Source organism: Nocardiopsis alba DSM 43377, assembly GCF_000341225.1.
GTDB classification, from domain to species: domain Bacteria; phylum Actinomycetota; class Actinomycetes; order Streptosporangiales; family Streptosporangiaceae; genus Nocardiopsis; species Nocardiopsis alba.
Genome location: NZ_ANAC01000003.1, coordinates 123,926 through 148,989, shown reverse-complemented (window position 1 = coordinate 148,989; position 25,064 = coordinate 123,926). Strand labels below are relative to the sequence as shown.

Here is a 25,064-nt window from a genome sequence, read left to right as displayed (position 1 = left end):
CCGGGCGGCCCCTGTGGGGCATGTCATGACCCGGGGGGGTTACTCGAACAGGCTCGTGACCGAGCCGTCGGTGAACACCTCGTTGACGGCACGTGCCACCAGCGGGGCGATCGAGAGCTGGGTCAGCTTCTCGAAGGAACGCTCCTCGGGGACCGGAAGGGTGTTCGTGATCACCACTTCGGAGATCCGGGAGTTCTGTAGACGCTCGGCCGCCGGCCCGGACAGCACACCGTGCGTGGCCGCGACCAGGACCTTGGCCGCGCCCTGCTCGAAGAGGGCCTCGGAGGCCTTCACGATGGTGCCGCCGGTGTCGATCATGTCGTCGACCAGGACGCAGACGCGGCCCTTGACCTCACCGACGACCTCGTGGACCTTCACCTCGTTGGCGACGTCGGGGTCACGCCGCTTGTGGATGATCGCCAGCGGGGCGCCCAGACGGTCGGCCCAACGGTCGGCGGTGCGCACACGGCCGGCGTCCGGGGAGACCACCGTGATCTGGGACCGGTCGACCCGACCCGCGATGTGGTCGGCCAGGATCGGCAGCGCGAACAGGTGGTCGACCGGGCCGTCGAAGAAGCCCTGGATCTGGTCCGTGTGCAGGTCGACGGCCATCATCCGGTCCGCGCCCGCGGTCCGGAACAGGTCCGTCATCAGGCGGGCGGAGATGGGCTCGCGGCCGCGGTGCTTCTTGTCCTGACGCGCGTAGCCGAAGAACGGCGTGACCACGGTGATCCGCTTGGCGGAGGCCCGCTTCAGGGCGTCCACCATGATCAGCTGCTCCATGATGGACTCGTTGATCGGGTCCGCGTGGCACTGGATCACGAAGGCGTCCGAACCGCGTACCGACTCCAGGTAGCGGACGAAGATCTCTCCGTTGGCGAAGGTGTCGAACCGGGTGGGGACCACGTCGATCCCCAGTTCCTTGGCCACCTCCTCGGCCAGCGCGGGGTGCGTGCGCCCCGAGAAAAGCATCAATTGTTTCTGTCCGGTGGCCTTCATCCCGGTCACGTGTTTCTCCCCCACAGTCACTACTCGTTCGCGGAGTCGGCTCTACGCCGTTCCGCCTCCTCCGCCGCCTCGGCGGAGGCCGTTCCCGGACGCTTGCGACGCGTCCAGCCCTCGACGTTGCGCTGCCGGTGCCCCTCGGAGACGGCGAGTGCACCCGGCGGAACGTCCTCGCGGACCACCGTCCCGGCCCCGGAGTAGGCACCGTCGCCGACGGTCACCGGCGCGACGATGGTGTTGTCGCTGCCGATGCGCACGTGGTCGCCGATGGTGCTCCGGGACTTGTCGACCCCGTCGTAGTTGACGAACACCGAGGAGCAGCCGATGTTGCTGCCCACGCCGATGTCGGCGTCGCCCACGTAGGTCAGGTGCGGGATCTTGGAACCGGTGCCGACGTTCGAGTTCTTGACCTCGACGAAGGCTCCGGCCTTGGCCCGCTCGGCCAGGCGGGTGCCCGGCCGGAGGTAGGTGTAGGGACCGACGGTGGTCTCGGGACCGATCTCCGCGCGGTCGGCGGTGGTCTCGCGCACCTCGGCGCCGTCGCCGACGACGGTGTCGCGAAGGTCGGCGCCGGGGCCGATCCGGGCGTCCTCGCCGATCCTGGTGGTTCCGTACAGGCGGCTGTCGGGGAGCACCACGGTGTCCACGCCGATGCTCACCTCGGAGTCGATCCAGGTCGTCGCGGGGTCGACGATGGTGACCCCGGCGAGCATGTGCTGTTCGAGGAGGCGCTCGTTGAGCAGGCGCCGGGCCTCGGCGAGCTGGACGCGGTTGTTGACGCCCTGGACCTCGTGGCGGTCCGCGGTGCTCCAGGCGCCGACACGGTGACCGTCGCCGCGCAGCAGGGACACCACGTCGGTGATGTACTCCTCGCCCTTGGCGTTGTCGCTGGACAGACGCTGGACGACCTCGGTCAGCAGGGAGCCGTCGAAGGCGTACATGCCCGAGTTGATCTCGTCGATCGCGAGCTGTTCGGGGGTGGCGTCGGCGTGTTCGACGATCTCGGTGAAGGAGCCCGCGTCGTCGCGGACGATGCGACCGTAGCCGTGCGGATCCGGGACCCGGGCGGACAGGACGGTCACCGCGTTGCCCTCGCGCTCGTGCTCGGCGATCAGGCCGTTGAGCGTCTCACCGCGGAGCAGAGGTGTGTCGCCACAGGTGAGAACGACCGTGCCGGTGAGCTTCAGCCCCTTGTCGGCCAGGTCCTCCAGAGCCATGCGCACCGCGTGACCGGTGCCGTTCTGCTCCTCCTGGACCGCGGTGAGCGCCTCGGGGGCGACCCGCTCCAGGTGCTGGGCGATGCGCTCCCGCTTGTGGCCCAGGACCACCACGGTGTGCTCCGGGTCGGTCGCCCGAGCCGCTTCGAGGACGTGGCCCAACATGCTGCGGCCCGCGATCTCGTGAAGCATCTTGGGGAGTTTCGACTTCATCCGGGTGCCCTCTCCCGCGGAGAGGACGATGACGGCAGCCGGGCGTTTCACGCTCACTGGAGGAGACCCCTCGTGATAGCTGGCACATGAACAGTCGGCTCACCCTTCGGCGGCGCGTCCCGCATGCCGCGCGGGCGGCCGTCGGATGACCAGCGGCCGACAGGGGAAGGATACATGCGCGTCACGAGCGCCCCCCGGTGGCGGCGCACGTTGACGAGGGCGCCCGTCCGGCGGGGTGTCCGTACACCCCTGGGGGCCCGGGAAAGCGGCGTCGGATGTGAGTTGCGCCGCCGTGGACCCTCCGCGCCCCGGGGCGAGGGGGCGATCAGGGTCGGGAACAGCTCCCGGACCAGGGCTCGAACCTGGACGATGGGGACCAAAACCCCACATGCTGCCGATTACATCATCCGGGAACGCGCCGGGCCTTCGGCCCGTGCGTCCGTCACCAACATAGCGCCTTCCAGGGAGGGCTTGCCAAACCTACGGGTTCGTAGGTTACGGTTACGTAGGAATAGGTTAGGCCGTGTCCACGGGTGCTCCACATCCCTGTGACGCCGTCCTGACCAGTGACGACGTTCCCGTGACGAGGTGTGCGAGACCATGACCACTGCTCCCGAACTACCCGCGGAAGGCACCGCCATGACGCGTCCCAAACGCGAGGCGATCCCCGAGTACGAGCCCGAGCTGAGGGGCAAGGCCGAGCGCTACACCGTGTTCGCCTTCGTCTTCGTGCCGCTCCTCGCTCTCTTGGGCGCGGTGCCCTTCTTCTGGGGCTGGGGCCTGTCGGTGACGGACATCGTCATCGCCGTGGTCTTCTACGTGATCAGCGGTCTCGGCATCACCGTCGGCTTCCACCGGCACTTCACGCACGGTTCCTTCCGTGCCAACCGGCCGCTGCGGATCGCCCTGGCGATCGCGGGCAGCATGGCCATCGAGGGCAGCGTCATCAAGTGGGTGGCCGACCACCGCCGCCACCACAAGTACGCCGACGCCGAGGGCGACCCGCACTCCCCGTGGCGCTTCGGCGACGACTGGAAGTCCGTGGCCAAGGGCATGTACTACGCCCACATGGCCTGGATGTACCTGGACGAGAAGAAGACCTCTCCGCGCCGCTTCACCCCGGACCTGCTCAAGGACAAGGACGTCGTCCTCGTCGACCGACTGTTCGTGCCGATCGTGCTCTTCTCCCTGTTCGCCCCGGCCGCCATCGGTGGCCTGGTGACCATGTCCTGGTGGGGCGCCGTCACCGCGTTCTTCTGGGCCGGTCTGGTCCGTGTCGCGCTGCTGCACCACGTCACCTGGTCGGTCAACTCCATCTGCCACACCATCGGCGAGGAGAACTTCGAGGTGCGCGACCGCTCCCGCAACGTGTGGTGGCTGGCCATCCCCTCCTTCGGCGAGTCCTGGCACAACCTGCACCACGCCGACCCGACCTGCGCACGTCACGGCGTCCTCAAGGGTCAGATCGACATCTCCGCCCGGGCCATCTGGGCCTTCGAGAAGATCGGCTGGGCCACCAAGGTCCGCTGGCCCAACAACGAACGACTCGCCGCGAAGCGGGTCAAGGTCTAGGATCGGTAACCATCATGGGAGCAGCCGACAGCGAACAGAGGACCCGCGTGCGCCGCAAGCGCATGACGGGCAAGGAGCGTCGGCAACAGCTGTTGGGGATCGGCCGGGAGCTGTTCGCCGAACGAGGGTTCGACGCGACCTCCGTCGAGGAGATCGCCGCTCGGGCCGGTGTGTCCAAGCCCGTGGTCTACGAGCACTTCGGCGGCAAGGAGGGCATCTACGCCGTCGTCGTGGACCGGGAGATGCGCACGCTCCTGGACATGATGGGCGAGGCCCTCACCGCCGATCACGCCCGGAGCAAGATCGAGAAGGCGGCCCTGGCCCTGCTGCGCTACGTCGAGGAGGACAGCGTCGGTTTCCGGGTGCTCACCCGGGACTCCCACGTCGCCTCCGGAACAGGTAGCTTCGCCAGCCTGATCAACGACATCGCCAGCCAGGTCGAGCACATCATGGCCGACGAGTTCGCCGAACGCGGTTACGACCCGGCGCTCGCCCCCATGTACGCGCAGGCCCTGGTCGGTATGTGGGCGCTGACCGGCCAGTGGTGGCTGGAGGTGCGCAAGCCCAAGCGCGAGGTGGTCGCGGCCCATCTGGTCAACCTGGCCTGGAACGGTCTCTCCTCCCTGGAGGCGAAGCCGAGTCTGGGCGAGGAGCACCGTCGGGGACGTTCCGGCTGACCCCTCCGCAGCGCCGTCCACGGGACCGGCGTCGCCCCAGGTCGCGTGTGGGGCGGGTGTGCAACGGCATACCCGCCCCACTATCTTGATGTCAAGAGATATGCTGTCCTCATGTGCGATGAGGTGGATGGGCTGTTGGAGGCGTGGCGCTCCGAACGGCCGGACTTGGACGTGACCCCGCTGGAGGTGTTCAGCCGGGTGTCCCGGCTCGCCCGCCACCTGGACCGCGCTCGACGCACCGTCTTCACCGAACACGCCCTGGAACCCTGGGAGTTCGACGTCCTCTCCGAGCTGCGCCGCTCGGGCCCTCCCTACGAGCTGAGCCCCGGTCGCCTGCTCAGGGCCACCCTGGTCACCTCCGGCACCATGACCAACCGGGTCGACCGGCTGGCCGCCGCCGACCTCGTCCGCCGGCGCCCCGACCCCGCCGACAAACGCGGGGTCCTGGTCCGGCTCACCGACAAGGGCGCCGAACGGATCGACGCCGCACTGGAGTCGTTGCTGAGCTACGAGGAGACACTCCTCGCCCCCATGCCCACCGACGAGCGCGAACAACTGGCATCGTTACTGAGAAGCCTTCTGGCGCCGCTCGACAGAACGCCCTCCGGCCCACAGAACTAGGGCGTACGCCGAGCGCGCCGGTCCCCGCACACGATCCCGGTCGGAGAGCACTGTGAGAATCCGATGGACGGCCGCCCTCGCCGCGGCGCTGACGATCACGGCCTGTTCGGCACCGGCCGACGAGGAGCCTCAGGAGAGGGCGGCCCCACAAAGCCACTACCTCTCCCTCGGCGACTCGTTGACCGTCGGTGTGCAGCCCGACGAATCCGGGGTGCCGGTGGAGACCTCCGAGGGCTACACGGACGTCCTGTACCGCACGCTAAAGGACGAGGACTCCACGCTCGTCCATGAACGCATGGGGTGCGGCGGCGAGGACACCACCACCTTCATCGAGGGCGGGCTCATGCGGTGCGATCTCCGTTATGAGGGCGACTCCCAACTCGACCGTGCCGTGGCCTTCCTGGAGGAGCACGGCGACCGGGTCGACCTGGTCACCCTCACCATCGGCGGCAACAACTTCACCGGCTGTGTGAACGGCGTCCCCTCCGATCCCGAGGCCGAGATCGACCCCGACGCCCTCGGGGTGAACGAGGAGTGCGTGGCGGACGGGCTGGAGCGGCTGGAGACCGAGGTCCCCGTGATCGCCGAACGTCTGGTCGAAGCGGCGTCACCGGACACCCGGATCGTGGCGATGACCTACTACAACCCGTTCCAGGCCCTGGCCCTGGTGACCGGCCCCGAGGCGGCGACCTCCGAGAGCGGACCGGCCGCCCGCACCGTCGAGATCATCGACGCGGTCAACGCCTCGCTCGTCGATTCCTATGAGGCCGCCGGCATCGAGGTCGCCGACGTGGCCGGGGCCTTCCAGGCGGCCGGCGCCGAGACCCCCTCCGAGGGCGACGGGGCCGGGCTGCCCGCCGACCTGCGCGCCGTCTGCGCCCTCACCTGGATGTGCGACACCGCTCGAGGGCCCGACATCCACACCAACCCCGCCGGTGCCCGCACCATCGCCGAGGCCTTCCAGGAACGACTCGGTTAGGCACGGGAGGATCGTCGGCCCGGCCGGAGCGCGCGCGGTTCAGGAAGCGGCGTTCCTGACGCGGCGGGCGACCTCCGCGAGCCGGGCGTCATCGGCCCTGTGATGGTCGTGCGAGGACAGATAGCCCTGGTACAGGTCGAAGTAGCCGTCGATCGGCGAGGCCACCTCCCGCCAGTCCTCCCCCGCGTTGCCCGCCGTTCCGTGCATCGGGAAGAGCTTGGCGTGCGCGTGATCGACTCCGTAGCCCTCGTACATGATCCCGGTCCGGGCCACGTCGGGGAAGGCGGCGTCCAACCGGCGGGCGACCTCCCGCGCGGCCAAGTGGAGGGCGGTGTACTCCTCCGGTTCCAGGTCCACCACGTAGCTCGTGCGGTGGGCCTTGGGGATGACGACGGAGAAACCCTCGGTGTTGGGGAAGATCGACAGGAACGCCAGATGCGCCTCGTCCTCCCAGATCCGATGGGCCGGAGATCGCCCGGCCACGATCTCACAGAAGACACATCCGGGGGCGGAGGACTCGGTACTCACCATGCTCCTTGGGATCGAGGTTCGGTCGGATGTCCACAGTGTGGCCCGTTCGGACGGAACGGACCGGGAAAGTTCTCATCCCGCATGAACGGGCCCCTCCATGAAGGCCTGCTCCCCCCGGGATCAGGCCTCCGCCACGGAGCTCCTCATCCCCCGGGACCGAACGAACCAGCCGTCGCGCACCTCTTCCAGAGTGGGGATCAGCGACCCCGCCCCGGGCCTTCCCGAGCTTCGCCATTCCTCCGCCCGGCGCTTCAGCTCCAGAGCGGATTCGGGGCCGCCCGCGGTGAGCAGACCACCGTCGCCCAACACCACGGCGGCGCTCTCGGCGGTGGCGTGTCCCGGAGCCCAGCCACGCGCTCCCAGACCGATCATGCTCAACCCGGCGGAGGCGGTCGCGTACAGGTGGATACGGAAGTCCTCGCACGACTCCCCCGAGCCGAGCAGCTCCCCTTCCACACGGGCCTCGGAGGCGAGGGTCTCCACAAGCCTCTGTGCCACGTGGCGGTCACCCTCGTCGATCCACGTGCCACTGATCCACCACGGATTCCCTTCCGCATCGGTGGCCTGAGCCTGGACACCACTCGGCGGCACCAGCCACTGGGTGAGTTCCTCGGGGTACATCTCCACGTACCCGCCGGACCACAACCGGTCCGCTTCCAGACCTCCCCCACGGGTACGCCGTGCCCGCACGATGGCGTTGGCCCGGAGCACCGGTGCGAGCGTGATCGGCACGACCAACACCGCGCCGGGGACGCACTGGTCGGCCCAGGTCCGATGCAACCGATCACCGGCCGCCCAGGCCACGAGCCGATCGTAGGGAGCCTGCTCGGGCATCCCCGCGACGCCGTCACCGGTCACGACACGGATGTTGTCCACACCCCGACGCGAGTGCAGACCCTTGGCCCGCTCGACCAGGTCGGGGATGACGTCCATGGAGCTCACCGAGCCGCTCTCTCCGACCAGCTCACCCAACAACGCCCCGGAGAAACCGGACCCGGTCCCGATCTCCAGCACCCGCATGCCCGGCCGCACGTCCAGGCGCTCCAGCATCGCGGTGATGGCCTCGACCGAACTGCTCTGCCTGATCAGGCCTCCGTCCTCGGCTCGGGTGTAGTAGTCCTCCGAAACGGACGCGAGGGCGTCCCGTACACGGCTGTCGGTCACGGCGCTCCTTGGAGTCATGGTCATCTATGCAGGAAAAACGTGTGTTCAGGTGCGGACCAGAACCATGGGGTGGATCAGGTACCGGTCCACGTGACGACATCGGACTCGTCGTCGAGCCGGACCGACTGTCGCTCCGCCGACACCGTGAGACCGAACCTGGTGTGCACCGGACGACCTCGTTCTCGCCACCAGCGATAGGCAGTCTCCAACTCGGTGAACAGCTCACGAGGCCCGTGCTGTCGAACCTCGTGGCCGGTCTCCCGGTGCTCCGGCTCGATCCGCCAGGACGCCCAGGAGGCCGTCTCCGGATCCACCAGGTACACCGTGTACCGCTGCCCATCGTCCTCGGAGAACTCGACCCGGTTCAGCACGGTGGGCATGCGCAGTCCGATCGCGAAACTCGCGTCGAAGTCGCCGATCGGCTCGTAGGGGTGCAGTTCCGTCCGGGTGGATTCGAAGGCCTGTTCCTCGGGACGCACGAAGGTCTCGACGACCCGCCTGGGCACACGCTGACCACGCACCCACATGAAGGCCGCGTCTCCCCCGAAACGGCCGCGTGCCGTGGCGTCCGGGCCGACGGTGAGGTCGGCCAGCACCCCGTTGTGGAAGGCGTTTCCCCAAGGGGTGAGGATCCTTCCGCCCGGCCTGGTCTGCTCGATCCAGGGATAGGGGACCCGCTGGACCGCGGCGGTACCGATCACCCGATCGAAAGGGGCGTGGGACGGGCATCCCAGCGTTCCATCACCGGTGACCACGAACGTCCCGAAGCCCGCTTCGCGCAACCGGGTCCGGGCCGTCTCGGCGAGGTCCGCGTCGATCTCGACACTGGTCACCGCCGCGTCCCCCAGGAGTTGTGAGAGCAGAGCGGCGTTGTATCCGGTGCCGGTCCCGATCTCCAGCACGCGCATTCCGGGGAAGACGTCCAGTCGGCGGAGCATGTCGGCGACGATCGTGGGTTGGGACGCGGAGCTGGTCGGATATCCGGGACCGTTCTCGGCGCCGTCGTCCACCTGGGTGACGATCGGAATGTCGGCGTAGGCCAGTTCCAGCCAGTGGTCCGGATCCCGCGAACGGTCCGCGGTGACGCCGTCCGGGCCGGTGAACCGATCCGGGAGAAAGCGGTGCCGCTCGACCCGTTCGAACGCGGTACGCCAGTGTCGGGCCAGGACGCCCGCCTGCTCGAGGCGGGCGACCAATTCCTCGTGGGCGGGAAGCACTACTCGTCGTCCCTCTCGTGCCTGCCTCCACCGGAGCCACCGTCGTCGGGGGTCGGCGGCGGGATGGGGCGCTCGGGCTTGTGTCCGTCGGAGGAGGAGTTGTCCTCGTGCCTGCCGTACACGGCGATGCCAGGTGCTCGCATGAGCTGCTCCTTGAGGGGTTCGCGGTGACCGATCCACCGGCGATTCCATTACTACTGGAATAATCTCTACGTGACAAGAGGGTGACGCAGAGAATTATTCCTGCAATGATGGAATCACCTCGACCCCCTGGAGGAACCCCCATGCTCACGCTGAAGGAACTCGTACGGTTCTTCGATGAGAAGGCGACCGCATCCGCCTTCCGCCTGGAGACGCTGGCGGAGCACTCCGTCGGTTCGGACGGCGGAGACTTCGCCCGACACAAGGCGGGCGAGCCGGAGCCGGACTGGGATCGAAAGAACCCCTGGCTCGCGGAGCTCCGATCGGAGAAGGAGTCCGGGTTCCGGCGCCACCGAGTGAGGATCCTCAGAACTCCGCTGAACGACTACCTCCGCTTCGAATGCGAGTGGGGGCACGTGCTCAACTCCGAGGCCGGCGAGGAGATCCACGTCCTGGTTCTGGCCGAACGCGAGCTCCCCGCCGAGGTCGTCGACCACGACTTCTGGCTACTCGACGACGAGTACCCCATCCGTATGCACTACACCGAGAGCGGCGAGTTCGTGGGCGGAGAGCTCATGGATAACCTGGAGCGCTACCAGAAGGCCAGGGAGGCGGCCCTCGCCGGCGCCGAACCGTTCGAGCGGTGGTGGGCCCGCCATCCCGAGGAATGGAGAGCAACCCGGACTGTATGACAGGTCCCAAGAACACGCCTGCCGGTCGCGGGCCGGAAGGCCGCGACCGGCTCGCCCGTGCCCTGCGGGAGGCTCGGCGGCATATCGGCATCAGCGGTGTTCGCGCCGGAGCGCAGGCGGGCATGTCTCAGTCGAAGATCTCCAAGATCGAACGCTCACTGCTGCTCCCGTCCGTGAACGACGTGGCAGCGCTATGCCGGGTCTACGAAGTCCCTGAGAACGAACGCGCCGAACTACTGGCCCTGGCCGAATCCCTACGCGAGGAAGCCTCTACACGAGTGATCCTTGCTCGAAGGGTGCCGGCTGTACAGCAGCGAGTGGCCCAGATCGAAGCGAAGTCCTCACTGGTTCGTTCGTTTCAGCCGTTGATGGTCTTCGGGATCCTCCAGACCTATGAGTACTCCAGATGTCTCTATACGGTCCCTCGATACAAGGTTCCGGTGGAGGAAGCCGAAGCGGCCATCAGGTTGAGGCAGGGACGTCGTCAGGCACTGACCACGGGTTCCACTCGATACCGGCTCATCATGTCCGAAGGGGCTTTGCGCTGGCAGGCCGGTTCAGCCGAGTTGATGGCCAAGCAGGTGGAGGACATCGCCGAGGTCGCACGCTCAGGCGGACAGGTCGGTATCGGCATCATTCCGTGGAGTACTCCTGTCCGGATCTTCCCGCGCAATGCGTTCCATATCTATGACGAGGACGCCGTCATGGTGGGCACGGAGACCGCGACCGCGACTCTGACCGGTACTGCCGACATTTCCACATATGTCGAGTTGTTCGGCGAGCTGGAGAAGTTGGCCGACTTCGGCGACGATGCGGTCGCCCACCTGGAGCGCATCGCGTCGGAGTACCGACAGCTCGCACGATCATGAGCCCGGCTCAGGGGTGATGGCAACGGGTGTCCGCTCGCTCGACAGAGATCTCGTTCCTGTTGGAAGTCCCGGCAGAGGTCCCATCCGGGCGGAAGGCCACAACCTCCAGACCCCCTACCCCCAAGGAGTGAGATGTCCGAGATCATCGGCGGAGCGGACTTCAACGCGCTCTTTCGCAAGTACCGTCACACCGCCTGGCGTCTTGAGACCCGCACGCATTACGGCAAGCTCAACGAGGATCGACCGTTCCAGCAATGGCTTACCGGCGAAGACCCAGGGCTGGACTGGTTCAGGCCTTGGCTGAGCATGATGCGGGAGGAACTCGCCACCGGTAAGCGCATGGAACGGGTGCGGTTGATCGACGACCCTCCCTCGGACTATCTGCGTTGGGAGCTGTGGGGCACCCCCTACAACCTGGGGGTGGGCGAGGACATCCGCTACCTGCCGCGTGAACACCCGATCGTCGAGGAGCTTCCCGACTTCGACTTCTGGGTCTTCGACAGCACCACCGTGGCACGTTTGGAGTTCGATGGCGATCGGTTCCTCGGTGCGACCCTCACCGAGGAACCCGAGCTTGTCCTGGCCACGCTACGAGCACGAGACGCCGCGTGGCATCATGCTCTGACGTTCACGGAGTACATGGCGTCCAGAGCTGCATGAACGATGGCCGTGCCACCCGCCTCCCTCGGAGCTCGCCTTGGCGAACCCCGGGGTGAGGTAGGAGAGTTCAGACGTGAGCCGGGTGATTCCGAGGGTCAGGAGAGATCGCGGGTGGAGCGGAGGAAGGCGGTCCACTCCGCGGAGTCGAAGGCCAGGTGGCCCTTGGCCGGGTTCTTCGAGTCTCGAACGGCGGCACCACAGGGCAGGTCAGCGACCTCGACACAGTTGTTATTGACGCCGCTGTAGCTGGACTTCCTGAACTTCGCGGGGATCTGGGCTACTTCGACGCAGTTCTCACCGGCGCCGCTGTAACTGCTCTTAAGGAACACGAGGTCGGTCACGATCAATCCTCTAGCGACTCGGCGACGTCATGCACGAAGTCTATGGTCTGGGCCACGGTCAGAGCAGCACTGCTCGCTTCACGCCACATCGCATCATATCGGCGGATCTCTTCCAGAGTCTCCACATAAAGGGTGGATGTTGGCGTCTCTGCGTATCCGATTGTGGGGTCGCTGGGCTCCGAGAACTCCATGATCTGAAAGCTGCCCAGGTTGGCAGCGTGCATTCCGGCAGAGAACGGGAGCACTTGGATCGCGACGTTGGGTCGCGTCGCCATCGTTGTGAGGTGCAGTAGCTGCTCCCTCATGCTCTCAGCATCACCGGAACGCCTGCGTAGAGCACTTTCGTCGATGACCGCCGCGTACTCCGGAGGGTGGAGGCGGCTCAGGATTTCTTGGCGCTTCATACGCGCCTGGATGTGGCGTCGTATGCGCTCCTCCGAGTAGGCGTTAGCCCCCAGGAACACACCTTTCGTATAAGCCGGGGTCTGCAACAGGCCAGGGATCACCTGCGCCTCGTAGACGCGTATGAACGAGGCTTCGACTTCGAAGGACGGCAACCCACCTGGCCTGAAGACATCCTTGTACTTCGACCACCACCCCAGTTCCACCGCATCCTTCGCGAGTTGGTGCATGCCTTCCCAAACGCTCTTGTCCACTTGGTAGAGCCTCGCGAGGGAATCCAAGTGACTTGCGCTGATCCGCTTGAGAGAAGCCGTCTCCATCTTGCCCAGGGTCGCTCGCGGAACCCCTGACTTCTTGGCGGCGACGTCAAGAGTGTCCCCGGACTCCTCACGAAGATCACGCAGGATACGAGCGAGACGGCGGCGCCTGATGGTCGGGCTAAAGGAGGGGTCCATGGGGGCAATCTATCAAATCCATCCAGAGATTCTCTGAAATGCTTGACTCTGGAGAATCTCCAGAACATCATGGATGTGTAGCCAGTGACATGAGCATCACTCTCCGTCGAGATGATCTCCGCTGGTCAGGCTACGCCGTGCCCCTTTCCCTCCGTAGGGAAATCGTGAAGGTCATCGGCCTTGCGGGCGCTCACCGAACCACTCATCGCTTCTCCCCGCGCTAGGAGTCTGTTCGTCATGCCCAAACTCGCCCCCGTGCCTCAGATGGGCCAGGTGACCATCGCCCTCAACGAGCTGGTCCCCTACTCCCTCCGGCACTACTTCAACCGCCGCCCCGACCGACCCCACTACCGGGTCCGTCGCTACGACTTCGGCTCCTCACCGGCCCTCATGCCGCTGGTCCGAGCCTTCCTCGACACCTGCGCCGCCCAACAGAACGCCGACTACCGGCACTTGTTCACCCTGCTCGGGAGCGAACTGGCCGGTAACGCCCTCAAGCACTCCCTCTCCGGGCTTCCCGGCCGCTCCTACTCACTGCTGTGCGAACGCCACCGGAACGGGCTGCGGCTCATCTGTCGTGACGGCGGCGTGCCCGCCGACCGCCCCCGGAACGTCCGCGACCGCCTCCACCTGAAGGCGGACCCCGGCGGTCTGGACCCCGAGGCCGACGCCGGACGGGGGTTGGCCATGATCGACGCCCTGGCCACGGACTGGGGGGACAACGGGTTCCCGAGCCACCGGGAGGTGTGGTTCTTCCTCGCCTACGACCTGGAGGACAGCCGCTGGCCCCTTCTCCACCCCTGACACCTTCAGGCCTCTTACTCCCCACAGGCCCCTGGAGCGGACGGCCCCCACCAATCCCGCATACATCCACGCATGGAAAAGGGCCCGGTAGGCGCAGCAACGCCTTCCGAGCCCGAGCGATCCCGAAGTCCCAACCCGTTCAAAGCCAGAAAGCAGGATCAGTGATGCATTCTACGCTCGCGCCCCGCCCCTCCCGCAGGACTTTCCGCGAATCAGTCCCCCGGACAGGCCCCTCCTGTGTCTCCTGCGGCCATCGCGCCTGCCGCACCCGGCGTGCCCGCCGCCTGCCCATGCTGGGCGGCCACCGCAGCGAGTTCGCTCGGGAACACCTCCGGGCCGCCGAACTCCAGGCCCTCAACCCGCACCTGGTCCTGTGGTTCGGGGAGGCCACACAGTCCTATTGGGTCGCCACCGCCTCGGGCCTCACGGAGGCCCGTACGATCGGCGACCTTCTCCCTCTCGTGGATCCCCTCCCCGAGTGACCCATGCTCCCTTGGGCGCGAGGGTGGAGAGGCGGAGGCTCCAGACCTCCCCACCACCCACCTCACCCGGGCGGGCCGGCGAGGACGTGCCTCAACAATTCCTCCGCGGCTCGCGAGAGCCTCGTCCCCTCGGCCCAGATCACGGCGAGCGGCCTGGTCAACCGCACCCCCGACACCGGGACCTCGAGCAACCTCCCACCGTCGAGATCCTCCTCGACGGCGCGGCGGCTGACCACGGCGGGAAGCCCCTCCTCGATGGCGGTGAGCCGGATGCCCGCCGCCGTGGGCAGCTCCGCCGCCGGCGCTACCGGCGCCAACGGCTCCGGTAGCGCCCCGAGCGCGTACTCGAAGGCGCTTCGAGTACCCGACCCCGGCTCCCGAAGGACGAGCGGGGTGGAGGCGAGCCCGCGCGCCGTGATCGGCCCACGTCGCCGGGCCCAAGGGTGTCCCGGTGCGACGACGACGGCCAGGTCGTCGGAGCCGATGATCCGGTACTCCACGTCGCGCACCGGCTCGGGCGTCTCGACGAAGCCCAGGTCCGCCCGCCCCTCACGGACCCGTTCGACGACCTCGGTGCTGTTGGCCGCCACCAGTCTCACCTCGGGCGGCTCTCCCCGTCCGGTCTCCTGACGCATGGCCCTCAGCCAGCGCGGCATGAGGTGCTCGGCGATGGTGAGGCTCGCGGCGACCGTCAACCGCGATTCCGCGTCCCCGCGCAGGGTCGCGAGGGAGGTCGCCACCCGATCCGCCGAGGCCAGGAGTTCGCCCGCCCACCCGGCGACGAGCACACCGGTGTCGGTGAGGCGCGCCCCCTGCGCGCCACGCGCCACCAGCGTCACGCCCAGCCGTGCCTCCAACTTCTTCGCCCTCGCCGATACGGCCTGCTGGGTCACCCCCAACCTCCGTGCCGCCTCGGTGAGGCTGTGACCGTCCCCGACCATCGCCAGGACCCGGAGCGCGACGAGGTCCAGATCGACCGGGTCCATGGCGCCTCCCCCTTCACAAACAACGCTTGTGCCGCCACAAGGACATCACTCTTCCCGGGACCGCCGCGCGGCGGCACTCTGGGCTCATGACCTTCTCACCTTCGTCGACGTCCGCGCCCACCCCCTCCGCTCCGGCCCGCGGATCCGGCGGCCGGTGGCTGTGGCGTGACGTCGACGACGTGAGGGACCTGTTCGGCTCGGTGACCCCGAACTGGTACGCGTCGATCATGGGCACCGGCATCGTCGCCGTCGCCGCCGCGACCCTGCCGTTCCAGTCCTCGGCCCTGCGGATCTGGGCGACGGGCGTGTGGATCCTGGCCACCCTCCTGCTGATCACTCTGACGGTGGCCTTCTTCGTCCACTTACGCGTCGCCGCCTCCAAGGCGCGCGGCTACCTCACGCATCCGGTGATGGCGCACTTCCTGGGCGCCCCGCCCATGGCGCTGCTCACCGTCGGCACCGGAACCCTGCTGCTCGGCGGGGACCTTCTCGGGCAGCGGACCGTGGTCGTCGTCGACGCCGTCCTGTGGACGCTCGGCACCCTCCTCGGGCTCGCGTGCGCCTGGTACGTCACCTACACGACCTTCATCGGGAGGAACCACAGCCCGGTGGAGTCGACCTTCGGCGGCCGGCTGATGCCCGTCGTCCCGCCGATGGTCTCGGCGGCCTCCGGAGCCCTGCTCGTCCCCCACATACCCGCCGGTGAGCCACGTCTGCTGATGTTCCTGGCCTGCTACGCCATGTTCGGTCTCTCGCTGGTCGCCTCGTTGCCGATCATCGTCATGCTGTGGACCAGGCTCGTTCAGCACGGCCCCGGAGAGACCACCATGGTGCCGACGCTGTGGATCGTGCTGGGCCCTCTGGGGCAGTCCATCACCGCGGCGAACCTCCTGGGCGACAGCGCCCACCACGCCGTCTCCGCACGGCTCGCGACCGCCTTCGAACTCTTCGGCGTGGTCTACGGGCTCCCCGTCCTCGGGTTCGCCCTGCTGTGGGCGAGCGTCGCGGCGGCGGTGACGGTCCATCGGTTCCGCGGCGGGGCGCCCTTCGCCCTGACCTGGTGGTCCTTCACCTTCCCCGTCGGCACCTGCGTCACCGGCGTCGGTGCGCTGGCCGGCCACACCGGGTCGGTCACCCTGGCCTGGCTCGCCGCCGTCCTCTACGTCGGGCTCGTCGCCGCCTGGATCGTCGTCGCGACGCGCACCTTCCACGGGAGCGTCGTCAGCGGCCGGCTGCTCGCCCCGTCGTGAACCGGACGCCGGGCGTCGGTCGCCCGGCGTGATCGGTCGGGTCAGGTGCCCTCGGGCAGGGAACCCTCGATGAGGTCGACGATCTCGGGGGCGTCGGGCACCGTGGTCGGCCGGAATCGGTGCGTGGTCCCGTCCGGCAGGACCAGGAACTTCTCGAAGTTCCACCTGATCCGTCCGGCGCTCCCCCCGGCGTCGGGGACCCGGGTGAGCTCCTCGTAGAGGGGGTGGCGCCCGCGTCCGTTGACCTTCGTCTTGGTGGTCATCGGGAAGGTGACGCCCCAGGTCGTCGAGCAGTACTCGGCGATCTTGTCCTCGCCGCCGAACTCCTGGAGGAACTGGTTGCTGGGGAATCCGATGACCGTGAAACCGCGGTCGGCGTAGCGCTTCTGGAGCTCCTCCAGCGCACCGTACTGGGAGGTGAGTCCGCAGCGGGACGCCACGTTCACCACCAGGCGCACCTTTCCGGCCCACTCGCCGAAGGTGGTCTCGCGTCCGTCGATCAGGGTGACCGGGATCGAGTCCAGGTCGGCCATGGCGTCTCCTTGCGTTCGGAACCGTACGCGCCCTGTGGACAGCCTATGAGTCGGTCACTCGGGCTCGGGCATGGAGGGTTGGCGGTAGAGGCCGACCAGGATCCCGTACCGGGCCTCGCCCTCCCCCGCCTCCTCCGCCTCGTACGCCAGGGCGAACAGTTCGTCGTGGAGACGTCGGGCCTGCGCCTCGGTGAGTCGCAGGTGGCGCACGGCCAACAGCGGATCGCCCGGCGCCTCGGTGAACTCCGTGGAGACGGCGCGGAGCATCGCCTCGGCCGGTCCGGGGTGGGCCTCCTCGATCGCGACGTGTCCGGTGGAGCGCCGGTAGTAGTACTCGGTACCGCCCCGTACCTTCCGGCTTCCGGCCGGCTCCACCATGCCGGCGGCGACGAGGACCTTGAGGTGGTGGGCGATGTTGCCCTTGTGGGTGTCCAGGATCGTGGCGAGTCGGCTGACGGTCTCCTCACGCTCTCCGAGGACGAACAGCATCCGTTGCCGGAGGGGATGCGCGAGGGCCTTGAACTGCTCCGGCTTGGAGAGCGGGGGGTCCGAGTGGTCGGTCATGATTCCAAGAGTCAAGAATCATTGACGCTTTGTCAATCCCCGTGCTCTACTGAACGCCCTCCCCCCCCGCGTCACAGTGCAGGAGCACACGACATGAACATCGACGACCTCGTCGCGGAGACCGGCCGGCTGGTGGCCCGGCATTACGTCTTCCCCGAACAGGGCGAACGGCTCCGACGGCTGTTGGCCGACCGGCACGCCTCGGGCCGCTACCGGGGCGCGGACGGCCCGGCCGCCCTCGCCGAGCTGGTCACCGCCGACCTGCGCTCCTTCAACGGCGACGCGCACCTGGGACTGAAGCACCACGCGGAGGAGATCCCCGAGTCGCCGGACGAGGCCGGTCTGACCGAGATGATGACCCGTGAGGCCCGAGAACAGGACGGCGGGGTCGCCGGGATCGACCGGCCGGCGGACGGCGTCGCCCACCTGGAGCTGCGACCGCTGCTCTACCCGCTGTCGATGGTGGTGGACCGGCTGACCGCCGCGCTGCGATCGGTCGCCGACGCGGACGCGCTCGTCATCGACCTACGGCACAACCGGGGCGGCGCCCCCGAAACGGTGGCGTTCATCTGCGGCCACCTGTTCGACGAGCCGACCCACCTGCACACGATGCACTTCGCGGACGGGACCGCGCCCGTCCAGTCCTGGGCCTCCCCGCCCCCGTCCGGGCCCACGTTCGGCGGCCGGAGGCCGCTGGCGGTCCTGGCCGGCGCGGACACCTTCTCCGGCGCGGAGGAGCTCGCCTACGACCTACAGCAGTACGGACGTGCGACGGTCGTCGGCGAACGCACCAGGGGCGGCGCCCACCCGCGCGAGGGCTTTCGGATCCATCCCCACCTGGAGGTGGCCGTGCCGACCGGCCGCCCGGTACATCCGATCACCGGCACCAACTGGGAGGGCTCCGGGGTGGTACCGGATCTGCCGTGCGCCGCCGAGGACGCCCTCGACGTGGCCCTGACCCGCCTGTCCCGCCGGCCGGCGGGCCCTCGGTGTCCCTGAGGGCCCGAGGACCTCAGTCGCCGATCAGTTCGGCCTGCTCCAGCCAGACCATCTCCAGCTCGTCCTTCTCGGCGGCGAGGGTCCTGACCTCGGCGTCGAGTTCGGCGAGCCGGGTGTAGTCGTCGGCGGCCTCGGCCATCTGCTCGTGGAGCTGCGCCTCGCGCTTGGCGATCTTGTCCATCCGCCGCTCGACGCGCTGCATCTCCTTCTGGGCGGCGCGGCGCTCGGCGGCGGAGACCACCGGCCCCTCGTCGGGCTTCTCCGCGGCGGCCACCTCGGAGGCGCCCAACGGCACGGTGGCGTCGCCCGCGCCGGCGGCCCGACGCTCCAGGTACTCGTCGACCCCTCCGGGCAGGAACGCGAGCGTCCCGTCGCCCATGAGGGCCAGCACACGGTCGGTGATCCGCTCCAGGAAGTACCGGTCGTGGCTGACCAGCACCAGGGAACCCGGCCAGCCGTCGAGGAGGTCCTCCAATTCGGTGAGGGTCTCGATGTCGAGGTCGTTGGTGGGCTCGTCCAGCAGCAGCACGTTGGGCTCGTCCATGAGCAGGCGCAGCAGTTGGAGACGGCGCCGCTCACCACCGGACAGGTCGCCGATCGGGGTCCACTGGCGTTCGCCCCGGAAACCGAACTTCTCCAGCATCTGGCTGGCGGTGTAGTCCCGCTTGCCGATGGTGATGTGCTCGCGCACGTCCATGACGGCCTGGAGGGGGCGGGCGGTGGGGTCGAGCTCGGCCACGTTCTGGGACAGGTGGGCCAGCCTGACGGTCCGGCCGGTGCGCACGGTGCCCGAGTCGGGCTCGCGCTCCTCGGCGAGGATCTTGAGCAGCGTGGACTTGCCGGCGCCGTTCACACCGACGAGGCCGACCCGGTCGCCGGGGCCGAGCTGCCAGGTGAGTTCGTCCAGGAGAGTGCGGTCGGGGATCGAGACCGAGACCTTCTTCAGGTCGATGACGGTCTTGCCCAACCGCGAGCTGGCGAAGCGGACCAGCTCCACGGTGTCCCGCGGCGGCGGCTCGTTCGCGATGAGCTGGTTGGCCGCCTCGATCCGGAACTTGGGCTTGGAGGTACGCGCGGGGGCGCCCCGACGCAGCCAGGCCAGCTCCTTGCGCATGAGGTTCTGCCGGCGGTCCTCCGCGGCGGCGGCCTGCCGGTCGCGTTCGGCCTTGGCCAGCACGTAGGCGGCGTAACCACCCTCGTAGCGCTCGACGGCGCCGCGCCCGACCTCCCAGGTGCGAGTGGTCACGGCGTCCAGGAACCAGCGGTCGTGGGTGACGACCACGAGCGCCTCGGGCCGGTCGCGCAGATGTCCGGCGAGCCAGGCGATGCCCTCGATGTCGAGGTGGTTGGTCGGCTCGTCCAGGACGATGAGGTCGTGGTCGTCCACCAGCAGGCGCGCCAGCCCCGAACGGCGGCGCTCACCGCCGGAGAGCCCCGACATCGGCAGGTTCAGGTCCCAGCCGCCGAGCAGGCCGCGCAGGATGTCGCGGATGCGGGCGTTGCCGGCCCACTCGTGTTCGGCCATGTCGCCGAGCACGAACTCCCCCACCGTGGTGTCGGGGAAGTCGTCGCGCTGGTGCAGGAAACCGACGCGCAGCCCCCGGTTGTGCACGACGCGGCCGGAGTCGGGCTCGGTGATACCGGACAGCACCGAGATCAGCGTGGACTTACCGCCGCCGTTGCGACCGACCACGCCGATGCGTTCGCCCTCGTCGACCCCGAGCGACACCTTGTCGAGGAGTACGAGCGGCCCGTAGGCCAGGGACACGTCCTGAAGGTTGACCAGATTCGTCATCACCTTCCATTGTGCTGCCCCCGCGAAGGTGCGCGGACCGCCCGTCCGGACGAGGACACCCGGGGCCTCACCACGCCGGGCCCCGGGTGCGTTCGATGGGCGACGTCTCAGACGAGAAAGAAGTCGCGGGCGGACTTGGCGATCCCCTCGACGTCCAGACCGTGGGCGCGGGCGTGCTCCTCGGGGGTGCCGTAGGCGCGCAGTTCGGATCCGCGGCCCACGCCCAGGGAGCGCTGTCGGTGGCGGCGGTCCGCGAGCGCCTCGGAGATCTCCAGGGCGGAGGTGCCCTCCAGGTAGGGCTCGACCATGAGCACGTCGGCGCTGCCGGCCGAGGCGACCAGGGCGGCCAGTCCCTCGCGGTCGAAGGGGCGCACGGTGGAGGTGTAGGCGACGGTGACGTCGAGGCCCTCGGTGGCCTCCAGGACCCGGTCCAGTGTCGGGCCGACGGCGACGACCACACCGGCGGAGCGGCGCGACCCGGTGCGTACGACGTGGAGGCGGGGTCCGACCGGCAGCGCGGAGCGGTTGGTCTCCCCGGTCAGGCGCATGTAGACGGAGTGGTCGCCGGGCAGGTCCTGTTCCAGGGCCTGGCGGACCTCGTCGGGGTGGCCGGGCACGCGCACGGTCCAGCCGGGCAGGGTGTCGATCAGGGCGACGTCCCCGGGCGCCTGGTGGGTGCGGCCCTCCGAGGCGGCGTCGTAGGAGGCCCCGATGCTCACCAGGATCGCTCCCACGCCCTGGTGGCCGAGGTCGAGCTTGATCTGTTCGAAGGGGCGCTCGATGAGGAAGGGCGCGTAGGTGTGCACGATGGGGCGCATCCCGGAGAGTGCCAGGCCGCCGGACACCCCGATCATCGCCTGCTCTCGAATGCCCAGGTCGATGACGCGGCCCGGGTGGCGCCGGGCCGATCGCTGAAACCGGTCGGCGGAGATGGCGGCGAGGACGAGCGCGGTGCGGGGGTCCTCGTCGAGGGCCTTCTCGACGGTGTTCACGAAGGTCTCACGCATGGTCGGCTCCTCGGTTTCCGTTGCGGATGCGGGCGACGACGACCAGCGGACGTCCATCGTCGGAGGGTGTGAAGGCCTTTTCGAGGGCGTCGTGGTCGCGACCGTTCACCTCGCGCGTCTCCCAGCCCTCGACCTCGAAGCGGCGGCCGATCCCGCCGGGCCAGCCGTGCTGGGAGGAATCGTTGTCGATGACCACGACGGTCAGGTTGTCGACACCCAGCCGCGCGGCGGCCGCGATGGCCTCGTGGTTGCTGCCCTCGTCGAGTTCGCCGTCGCCGACGAGCACGACCACGCGGGGTTCGGCCCCGTCGGCCCGGCGGAGGCCCTGGGCGCGCAGCCCCAGGGCGCTGCCCAGCGCCAGGGGGAGGCCGTGGCCCAGGGAGCCGCTGCCGATCTCGGCCCCGGGCACCAGGACGCGGTCCGGGTGGTGGCCGAGCGGTGAGTCGAAGGAGGCCCACCCGCGCAGGGCGGAGACCTTGAGGAAGCCCTTGGCGGCGAGCACGGCGTAGAAGGCGGTCGGTCCGTGCCCCTTGGAGAGCAGGAAGCGGTCTCGGTCGGGGGCCTCTGCGGTCTCGGGCGTGGTGGAGAGGACACGGTCGTAGAGCACCCAGAGGACGTCGACGGTGGAGAGCGAGGCACCGTCGTGCTTCTCGTCCCCCTCCATGAGTCCTATGAGCGCCGGGAGGTCGGCGTACCTGGAGAACGTCGCTGTCGTCGTCATGCACACCAGTGTTCGACCTCAATCAAGGTTGAGGTCAAGTGGTGGAATGCCCCGCTTTCACCGAAAAACGGAAGTGATTCGCATCACACGACCATGGCGCCCGGAACGTCCCCGTCCGCGGCCACGACCCGCTCGCACAGCCCGGTGCCGTTCAGAGCCGCCACCACCTCGGCCTCTCGCTCGGCCAGAACCCGCGAATCCTCACCGCCGCCCACCAGGAAGGCGCAGGTCGGGCCCGACCCGGAGACGAGGGCGCCCAAGGCTCCGGCGGCGCTCCCCGCCGCCAGGGTCCGCTCCAATTCCGGCAACAACGACAGGGCCGCCGGCTGGAGATCGTTGCTCAAGGCACGGCCGAGCGCCTCCGCGTCCCCCGTGGCCAGGGCCTTCTCCAGCTCGGGATCCAGGCGCGGGGCCGGCGCGTCCGGACGCAGCCGGTCGTACTCGCGAAAGACGTCCGCCGTGGACAGACCCCGCTTGGACAGGGCGAACACCCACCGATAGCGCCCCGGGCTCGACATCGGCTCCAGGATCTCGCCCCGACCGGTCCCGAGCGCGGTCGCTCCGACCAGCCCGAAGGCCACGTCGCTGCCCAGGTCCGCCGCCGCCTCCAGCAGGCGCTCCCTGGACAGACCGGCACCCCACAGCCGGTCACAGGCCACCAGGGCGGCCGCCGCGTCCGCGCTGCCCCCGGCCATACCGCCGGCCACCGGGATGCGCTTGTCCAGGTGAATGTCGACCGGAGCGCCCAGACCGGACGCCTCCGCCACCGCGAGGGCGGCCTTCGCCGCGAGGTTGCTCTCGTCCAGCGGCACCCTGGCCAGGTGAGATCCCATCTCACCCTCGGCGGTCAACGTCGTGAGGGGAGCCGACCGACGCGGGGACGCCTCCTTGACGGTAACCTCATCGAACAGCGAGACGGCGTGGAACACGTTGACGAGGTCGTGGAATCCGTCCTCGCGGCCGGGCCCCACCGCCAACTGGAGGTTCACCTTCGCGGGGACCCGCACGGTTACGGTGGTATTAACGGTCACGAGTCCCCAATCGTAAAGGAACCCCCACCTTGTGTGAACACACACCCCCGCACGGGGCCCCTGGTGTTCACCGCCTTCGACCGGCGCGAACACCTGTTCGCCCGGGGGCGACCGGGCCCCACGACCCCGGACTCGCAACCACTGTCATGTCAATTACCGCCCGTCCCCTAAGCGGCCCGATCCGGCCTACGAGTGGGAATCAGGGCACAAACACCGCTACCTTGGGGCAAGGCGGAGTTTGGACACCGTCGGGGAGGGTCGCTTGCCGTCGGATGGGCTCCCGAAGAACCTGGAACCGCTGGCCGCCGGAGATCCGGCCACCATCGGTCCCTACGTGCTGTCCGGGAAGCTGGGTAGCGGCGGCATGGGAACCGTCTACCTGGGTAGCACGCCGGAGAAGAACCACCAGGTAGCCATCAAGGTCATCCGTCCGGAGCTCGCCTTCGACGAGCAGACCCGGGCGCGTTTCCGCGACGAGATGGAGAACGCCCGCAAGGTCGCCTCCTTCTGTACCGCCAAGGTGCTCGACCACGGGACGTTCGAGAACCGTCCCTACATGGTGACCGAGTACATCGCGGGCACCGCTCTGGCCGAGCACATCGCGGAGAACGGTCCGTTGGACTCCTCCACGCTGCACGGCTTCGCCCTGGGCGTGGCCGCCGCGTTGGCCGCCATCCACCGCACCGGTCTGGTCCACCGCGACCTCAAGCCGGCCAACGTGCTGCTGTCGATCTCCGGCCCCCGGGTGATCGACTTCGGTATCGCGCGTGCGATGAACACCGCCACCAACCACACCCAGACCGGCATCGTCATGGGCAGTCCCGGCTGGATGGCTCCGGAGCAGCTTCTGGAGGAGAAGGTCACCACCTCGGCCGACATCTTCGCCTGGGGCTGTCTGGTGGCCTTCGCCGGAAGCGGGACCCACCCCTTCGGCAACGGCGACGCCATGACGCTCGGCAAGAGGGTGCTGTTCGCCGAACCCCGGCTCACCGGGCTGGCCCCGCCCCTGGACCGTCTGGTCGCGCGCGCCCTGGCCAAGGAGCCGGGCCGCCGCCCCACCGCCCAGGACCTGCTCTTGGAGCTCGCCGGCGGCGAGGACACCAGCAACCCCAACGACATGGTGTCGCACGCCCTGCACCAGTCCTGGCGCCCCAACCTGCCCCCGATGCCTCCCGGACCGCCCGGAATGCCGCATCCGGGCCACCAGACCATGACCGGTATGCGCCACCCGGCGCCCGGCCAGTACCAGGCGGCGCCCCCCATGCCGCCGCCCGCGCACCAGACCGGGAACTTCACGCATCAGGCGCACCAACAGCATCCGGGGCACCCGCCACAGAACGGGCCCGGACAGGCCCACCCGGCTCAGGCGCAACACCCCGCCGCGACCGGCCCCATCCCGATGGTGCCGCCGCCCGAGCAGCAGCAACAGCAACGGGCCCCGCAGCCGTACGTGCCACCGGTGCCTCCGCCACCGCACCGCCCCGCCTCGCCCGGCAAACGCAGGGGCGTGTTCTGGGGCCTGGTCATCGGCGGCGCCGTCCTGTTGTTGAGCACCCTCCTGGTGATCGTCCTGGCGCTGAACGGTCAGCTCTCCGGCCAGGGGAGCTCCGACGGGGCCGGCGACGGCAAGCCCGGGACCACGGCTCCGCCCGAGGACGCGGTGCCTCCCGCCGAGGGGGCCGACAAGAACGAACCGCCCTCCGCCGGTGCCGACGGTGCGTACGTGTCACCCGACGGCACGGTCCGCTACCAGATAGACAAGGCCCACTGCGTCGACGAACTCGCCGGACGTTCCTCCACCAACGGCAAGTACTGCGTCATCGAGATGAAGTTGGAGAACCTCGGCGAACAGGCCATCGACTTCGACGCCGCTCTGCAACAGATGGTGACCAGCGAGCGGCGCTGGCGCCAGGCCATGTCCCCCACCTCCACCGAGGGGACGGACCCGCTGTGGTCCACCATCGAACCCGGAACGGCCGCCGCCGGCAGGCTCGTGTTCGTCCTCGCCGCGGACGAGGACCCCGATTCCCTGGAGCTCTACCACCACCCGGACGAGGATTCGACCCGCGCCGACCTCCTCACCGTCGAGGAGTAAGAACCCCGACCGGGTCCTCCGCCCCCACCCCGCCCCAAGGA

General features: G+C 68.8%; 27 protein-coding genes. 12 read left to right on the top strand and 15 right to left on the bottom strand.

Annotated features, from left to right (window positions below; all coding sequences use genetic code 11):
* Window positions 1-39: 39 nt before the first annotated feature.
* Window positions 40-1,008, bottom strand: coding sequence for a ribose-phosphate diphosphokinase (locus D451_RS0103050; RefSeq protein ID WP_014912904.1), 969 nt, complete (start codon window positions 1,006-1,008; stop codon window positions 40-42).
* 20 nt (window positions 1,009-1,028) lie between these two features.
* The gene (glmU, locus tag D451_RS0103045; protein WP_026124781.1) at window positions 1,029-2,492 is read right to left on the bottom strand and encodes a bifunctional UDP-N-acetylglucosamine diphosphorylase/glucosamine-1-phosphate N-acetyltransferase GlmU; all 1,464 of its coding nucleotides are present in this window, start codon (window positions 2,490-2,492) and stop codon (window positions 1,029-1,031) included.
* Window positions 2,493-3,035: 543 nt separating this feature from the next.
* On the opposite strand from glmU, the gene D451_RS0103040 reads away from it, so the two are divergent.
* The 4 genes from D451_RS0103040 to D451_RS0103025 all read left to right on the top strand — a co-directional run bounded on the left by D451_RS0103040 (window position 3,036) and on the right by D451_RS0103025 (window position 6,284).
* A complete protein-coding gene (locus tag D451_RS0103040; RefSeq protein ID WP_017533383.1) occupies window positions 3,036-4,007 on the top strand; it encodes an acyl-CoA desaturase in 972 nt (323 codons plus the stop codon).
* 14 nt (window positions 4,008-4,021) lie between these two features.
* Entirely contained in the window at window positions 4,022-4,684 is a 663-nt protein-coding gene (locus tag D451_RS0103035) for a TetR/AcrR family transcriptional regulator (protein ID WP_026124780.1), read from the top strand.
* Between the two features lie 111 nt (window positions 4,685-4,795).
* Window positions 4,796-5,305 carry a MarR family winged helix-turn-helix transcriptional regulator gene (locus D451_RS0103030; protein ID WP_017533382.1) on the top strand — a complete coding sequence of 170 codons (510 nt, stop codon included), beginning with the start codon at window positions 4,796-4,798 and terminating at the stop codon, window positions 5,303-5,305.
* A gap of 52 nt (window positions 5,306-5,357) precedes the next feature.
* Window positions 5,358-6,284 (top strand): SGNH/GDSL hydrolase family protein, encoded by a 927-nt coding sequence (locus D451_RS0103025; protein ID WP_017533381.1) that lies wholly within the window; start codon window positions 5,358-5,360, stop codon window positions 6,282-6,284.
* A 39-nt stretch (window positions 6,285-6,323) separates the two neighbouring features.
* Here the strand turns inward: D451_RS0103025 and D451_RS0103020 are convergent, their stop codons facing one another.
* From D451_RS0103020 to D451_RS28155, 4 genes are all read right to left on the bottom strand, one after another.
* A complete protein-coding gene (locus D451_RS0103020) occupies window positions 6,324-6,815 on the bottom strand; it encodes an HIT family protein (RefSeq protein ID WP_017533380.1) in 492 nt (163 codons plus the stop codon).
* Between the two features lie 120 nt (window positions 6,816-6,935).
* Entirely contained in the window at window positions 6,936-7,979 is a 1,044-nt protein-coding gene (locus tag D451_RS0103015; protein WP_017533379.1) for a protein-L-isoaspartate O-methyltransferase family protein, read from the bottom strand.
* A gap of 74 nt (window positions 7,980-8,053) precedes the next feature.
* Window positions 8,054-9,196 (bottom strand): methyltransferase domain-containing protein, encoded by a 1,143-nt coding sequence (locus tag D451_RS0103010; RefSeq protein WP_026124778.1) that lies wholly within the window; start codon window positions 9,194-9,196, stop codon window positions 8,054-8,056.
* The gene (locus D451_RS28155; protein ID WP_159068783.1) at window positions 9,196-9,339 is read right to left on the bottom strand and encodes a hypothetical protein; all 144 of its coding nucleotides are present in this window, start codon (window positions 9,337-9,339) and stop codon (window positions 9,196-9,198) included. Before D451_RS28155 ends, D451_RS0103010 begins: the two co-directional genes overlap by 1 nt.
* 141 nt (window positions 9,340-9,480) lie before the next feature.
* Here D451_RS28155 and D451_RS0103000 point away from each other — a divergent pair, with 141 nt between their 5' ends.
* From D451_RS0103000 to D451_RS0102990, 3 genes are all read left to right on the top strand, one after another.
* Complete coding sequence (locus D451_RS0103000) at window positions 9,481-10,029, top strand: DUF6879 family protein (RefSeq protein ID WP_017533377.1); 549 nt, start codon at window positions 9,481-9,483, stop codon at window positions 10,027-10,029.
* Entirely contained in the window at window positions 10,026-10,898 is an 873-nt protein-coding gene (locus tag D451_RS0102995; RefSeq protein WP_081616046.1) for a helix-turn-helix domain-containing protein, read from the top strand. Before D451_RS0103000 ends, D451_RS0102995 begins: the two co-directional genes overlap by 4 nt.
* Window positions 10,899-11,030: 132 nt before the next feature.
* Window positions 11,031-11,558: a DUF6879 family protein gene (locus D451_RS0102990; RefSeq protein ID WP_017533375.1), complete on the top strand. Its 528-nt coding sequence runs from the start codon at window positions 11,031-11,033 to the stop codon at window positions 11,556-11,558.
* Window positions 11,559-11,653: 95 nt separating this feature from the next.
* Here D451_RS0102990 and D451_RS0102985 read toward each other — a convergent pair whose 3' ends face one another.
* Both D451_RS0102985 and D451_RS0102980 read right to left on the bottom strand, forming a co-directional pair.
* Entirely contained in the window at window positions 11,654-11,902 is a 249-nt protein-coding gene (locus D451_RS0102985) for a DUF397 domain-containing protein (protein WP_036567725.1), read from the bottom strand.
* The gene (locus tag D451_RS0102980) at window positions 11,902-12,756 is read right to left on the bottom strand and encodes a DUF5753 domain-containing protein (RefSeq protein ID WP_017533373.1); all 855 of its coding nucleotides are present in this window, start codon (window positions 12,754-12,756) and stop codon (window positions 11,902-11,904) included. Before D451_RS0102980 ends, D451_RS0102985 begins: the two co-directional genes overlap by 1 nt.
* A 237-nt stretch (window positions 12,757-12,993) precedes the next feature.
* Between D451_RS0102980 and D451_RS0102975 the strand changes: the two genes are divergently transcribed.
* Window positions 12,994-13,560 (top strand): ATP-binding protein, encoded by a 567-nt coding sequence (locus tag D451_RS0102975; protein WP_017533372.1) that lies wholly within the window; start codon window positions 12,994-12,996, stop codon window positions 13,558-13,560.
* A 164-nt stretch (window positions 13,561-13,724) separates the two neighbouring features.
* Window positions 13,725-14,042 (top strand): hypothetical protein, encoded by a 318-nt coding sequence (locus D451_RS26230; RefSeq protein ID WP_036567724.1) that lies wholly within the window; start codon window positions 13,725-13,727, stop codon window positions 14,040-14,042.
* Between the two features lie 62 nt (window positions 14,043-14,104).
* Here D451_RS26230 and D451_RS0102965 read toward each other — a convergent pair whose 3' ends face one another.
* A complete protein-coding gene (locus tag D451_RS0102965) occupies window positions 14,105-15,028 on the bottom strand; it encodes a LysR family transcriptional regulator (protein ID WP_017533370.1) in 924 nt (307 codons plus the stop codon).
* An 86-nt stretch (window positions 15,029-15,114) separates the two neighbouring features.
* On the opposite strand from D451_RS0102965, the gene D451_RS0102960 reads away from it, so the two are divergent.
* Window positions 15,115-16,278, top strand: a complete 1,164-nt coding sequence (locus D451_RS0102960) for a TDT family transporter (protein ID WP_017533369.1) — start codon at window positions 15,115-15,117, stop codon at window positions 16,276-16,278.
* 41 nt (window positions 16,279-16,319) lie between these two features.
* Here the strand turns inward: D451_RS0102960 and D451_RS0102955 are convergent, their stop codons facing one another.
* Window positions 16,320-16,811, bottom strand: a complete 492-nt coding sequence (locus D451_RS0102955) for a glutathione peroxidase (RefSeq protein ID WP_017533368.1) — start codon at window positions 16,809-16,811, stop codon at window positions 16,320-16,322.
* A 54-nt stretch (window positions 16,812-16,865) separates the two neighbouring features.
* On the bottom strand, window positions 16,866-17,375 hold the full coding sequence (locus D451_RS0102950) for an ArsR/SmtB family transcription factor (RefSeq protein ID WP_017533367.1): 510 nt from the start codon (window positions 17,373-17,375) through the stop codon (window positions 16,866-16,868).
* 93 nt (window positions 17,376-17,468) lie between these two features.
* Here D451_RS0102950 and D451_RS0102945 point away from each other — a divergent pair, with 93 nt between their 5' ends.
* Window positions 17,469-18,374, top strand: coding sequence for a S41 family peptidase (locus tag D451_RS0102945; RefSeq protein ID WP_017533366.1), 906 nt, complete (start codon window positions 17,469-17,471; stop codon window positions 18,372-18,374).
* Between the two features lie 13 nt (window positions 18,375-18,387).
* Here D451_RS0102945 and D451_RS0102940 read toward each other — a convergent pair whose 3' ends face one another.
* From D451_RS0102940 to D451_RS0102925, 4 genes are all read right to left on the bottom strand, one after another.
* The gene (locus tag D451_RS0102940) at window positions 18,388-20,169 is read right to left on the bottom strand and encodes an ABC-F family ATP-binding cassette domain-containing protein (RefSeq protein ID WP_017533365.1); all 1,782 of its coding nucleotides are present in this window, start codon (window positions 20,167-20,169) and stop codon (window positions 18,388-18,390) included.
* A 107-nt stretch (window positions 20,170-20,276) separates the two neighbouring features.
* Complete coding sequence (locus D451_RS0102935) at window positions 20,277-21,176, bottom strand: transketolase family protein (RefSeq protein WP_017533364.1); 900 nt, start codon at window positions 21,174-21,176, stop codon at window positions 20,277-20,279.
* A complete protein-coding gene (locus D451_RS0102930) occupies window positions 21,169-21,897 on the bottom strand; it encodes a thiamine pyrophosphate-dependent enzyme (protein ID WP_017533363.1) in 729 nt (242 codons plus the stop codon). Before D451_RS0102930 ends, D451_RS0102935 begins: the two co-directional genes overlap by 8 nt.
* 83 nt (window positions 21,898-21,980) lie before the next feature.
* Window positions 21,981-22,928: a 4-(cytidine 5'-diphospho)-2-C-methyl-D-erythritol kinase gene (locus D451_RS0102925; RefSeq protein ID WP_081616045.1), complete on the bottom strand. Its 948-nt coding sequence runs from the start codon at window positions 22,926-22,928 to the stop codon at window positions 21,981-21,983.
* A gap of 262 nt (window positions 22,929-23,190) precedes the next feature.
* On the opposite strand from D451_RS0102925, the gene D451_RS0102920 reads away from it, so the two are divergent.
* Window positions 23,191-25,023: a serine/threonine-protein kinase gene (locus tag D451_RS0102920; protein WP_036567723.1), complete on the top strand. Its 1,833-nt coding sequence runs from the start codon at window positions 23,191-23,193 to the stop codon at window positions 25,021-25,023.
* The last annotated feature ends 41 nt before the right edge of the window (window positions 25,024-25,064 follow it).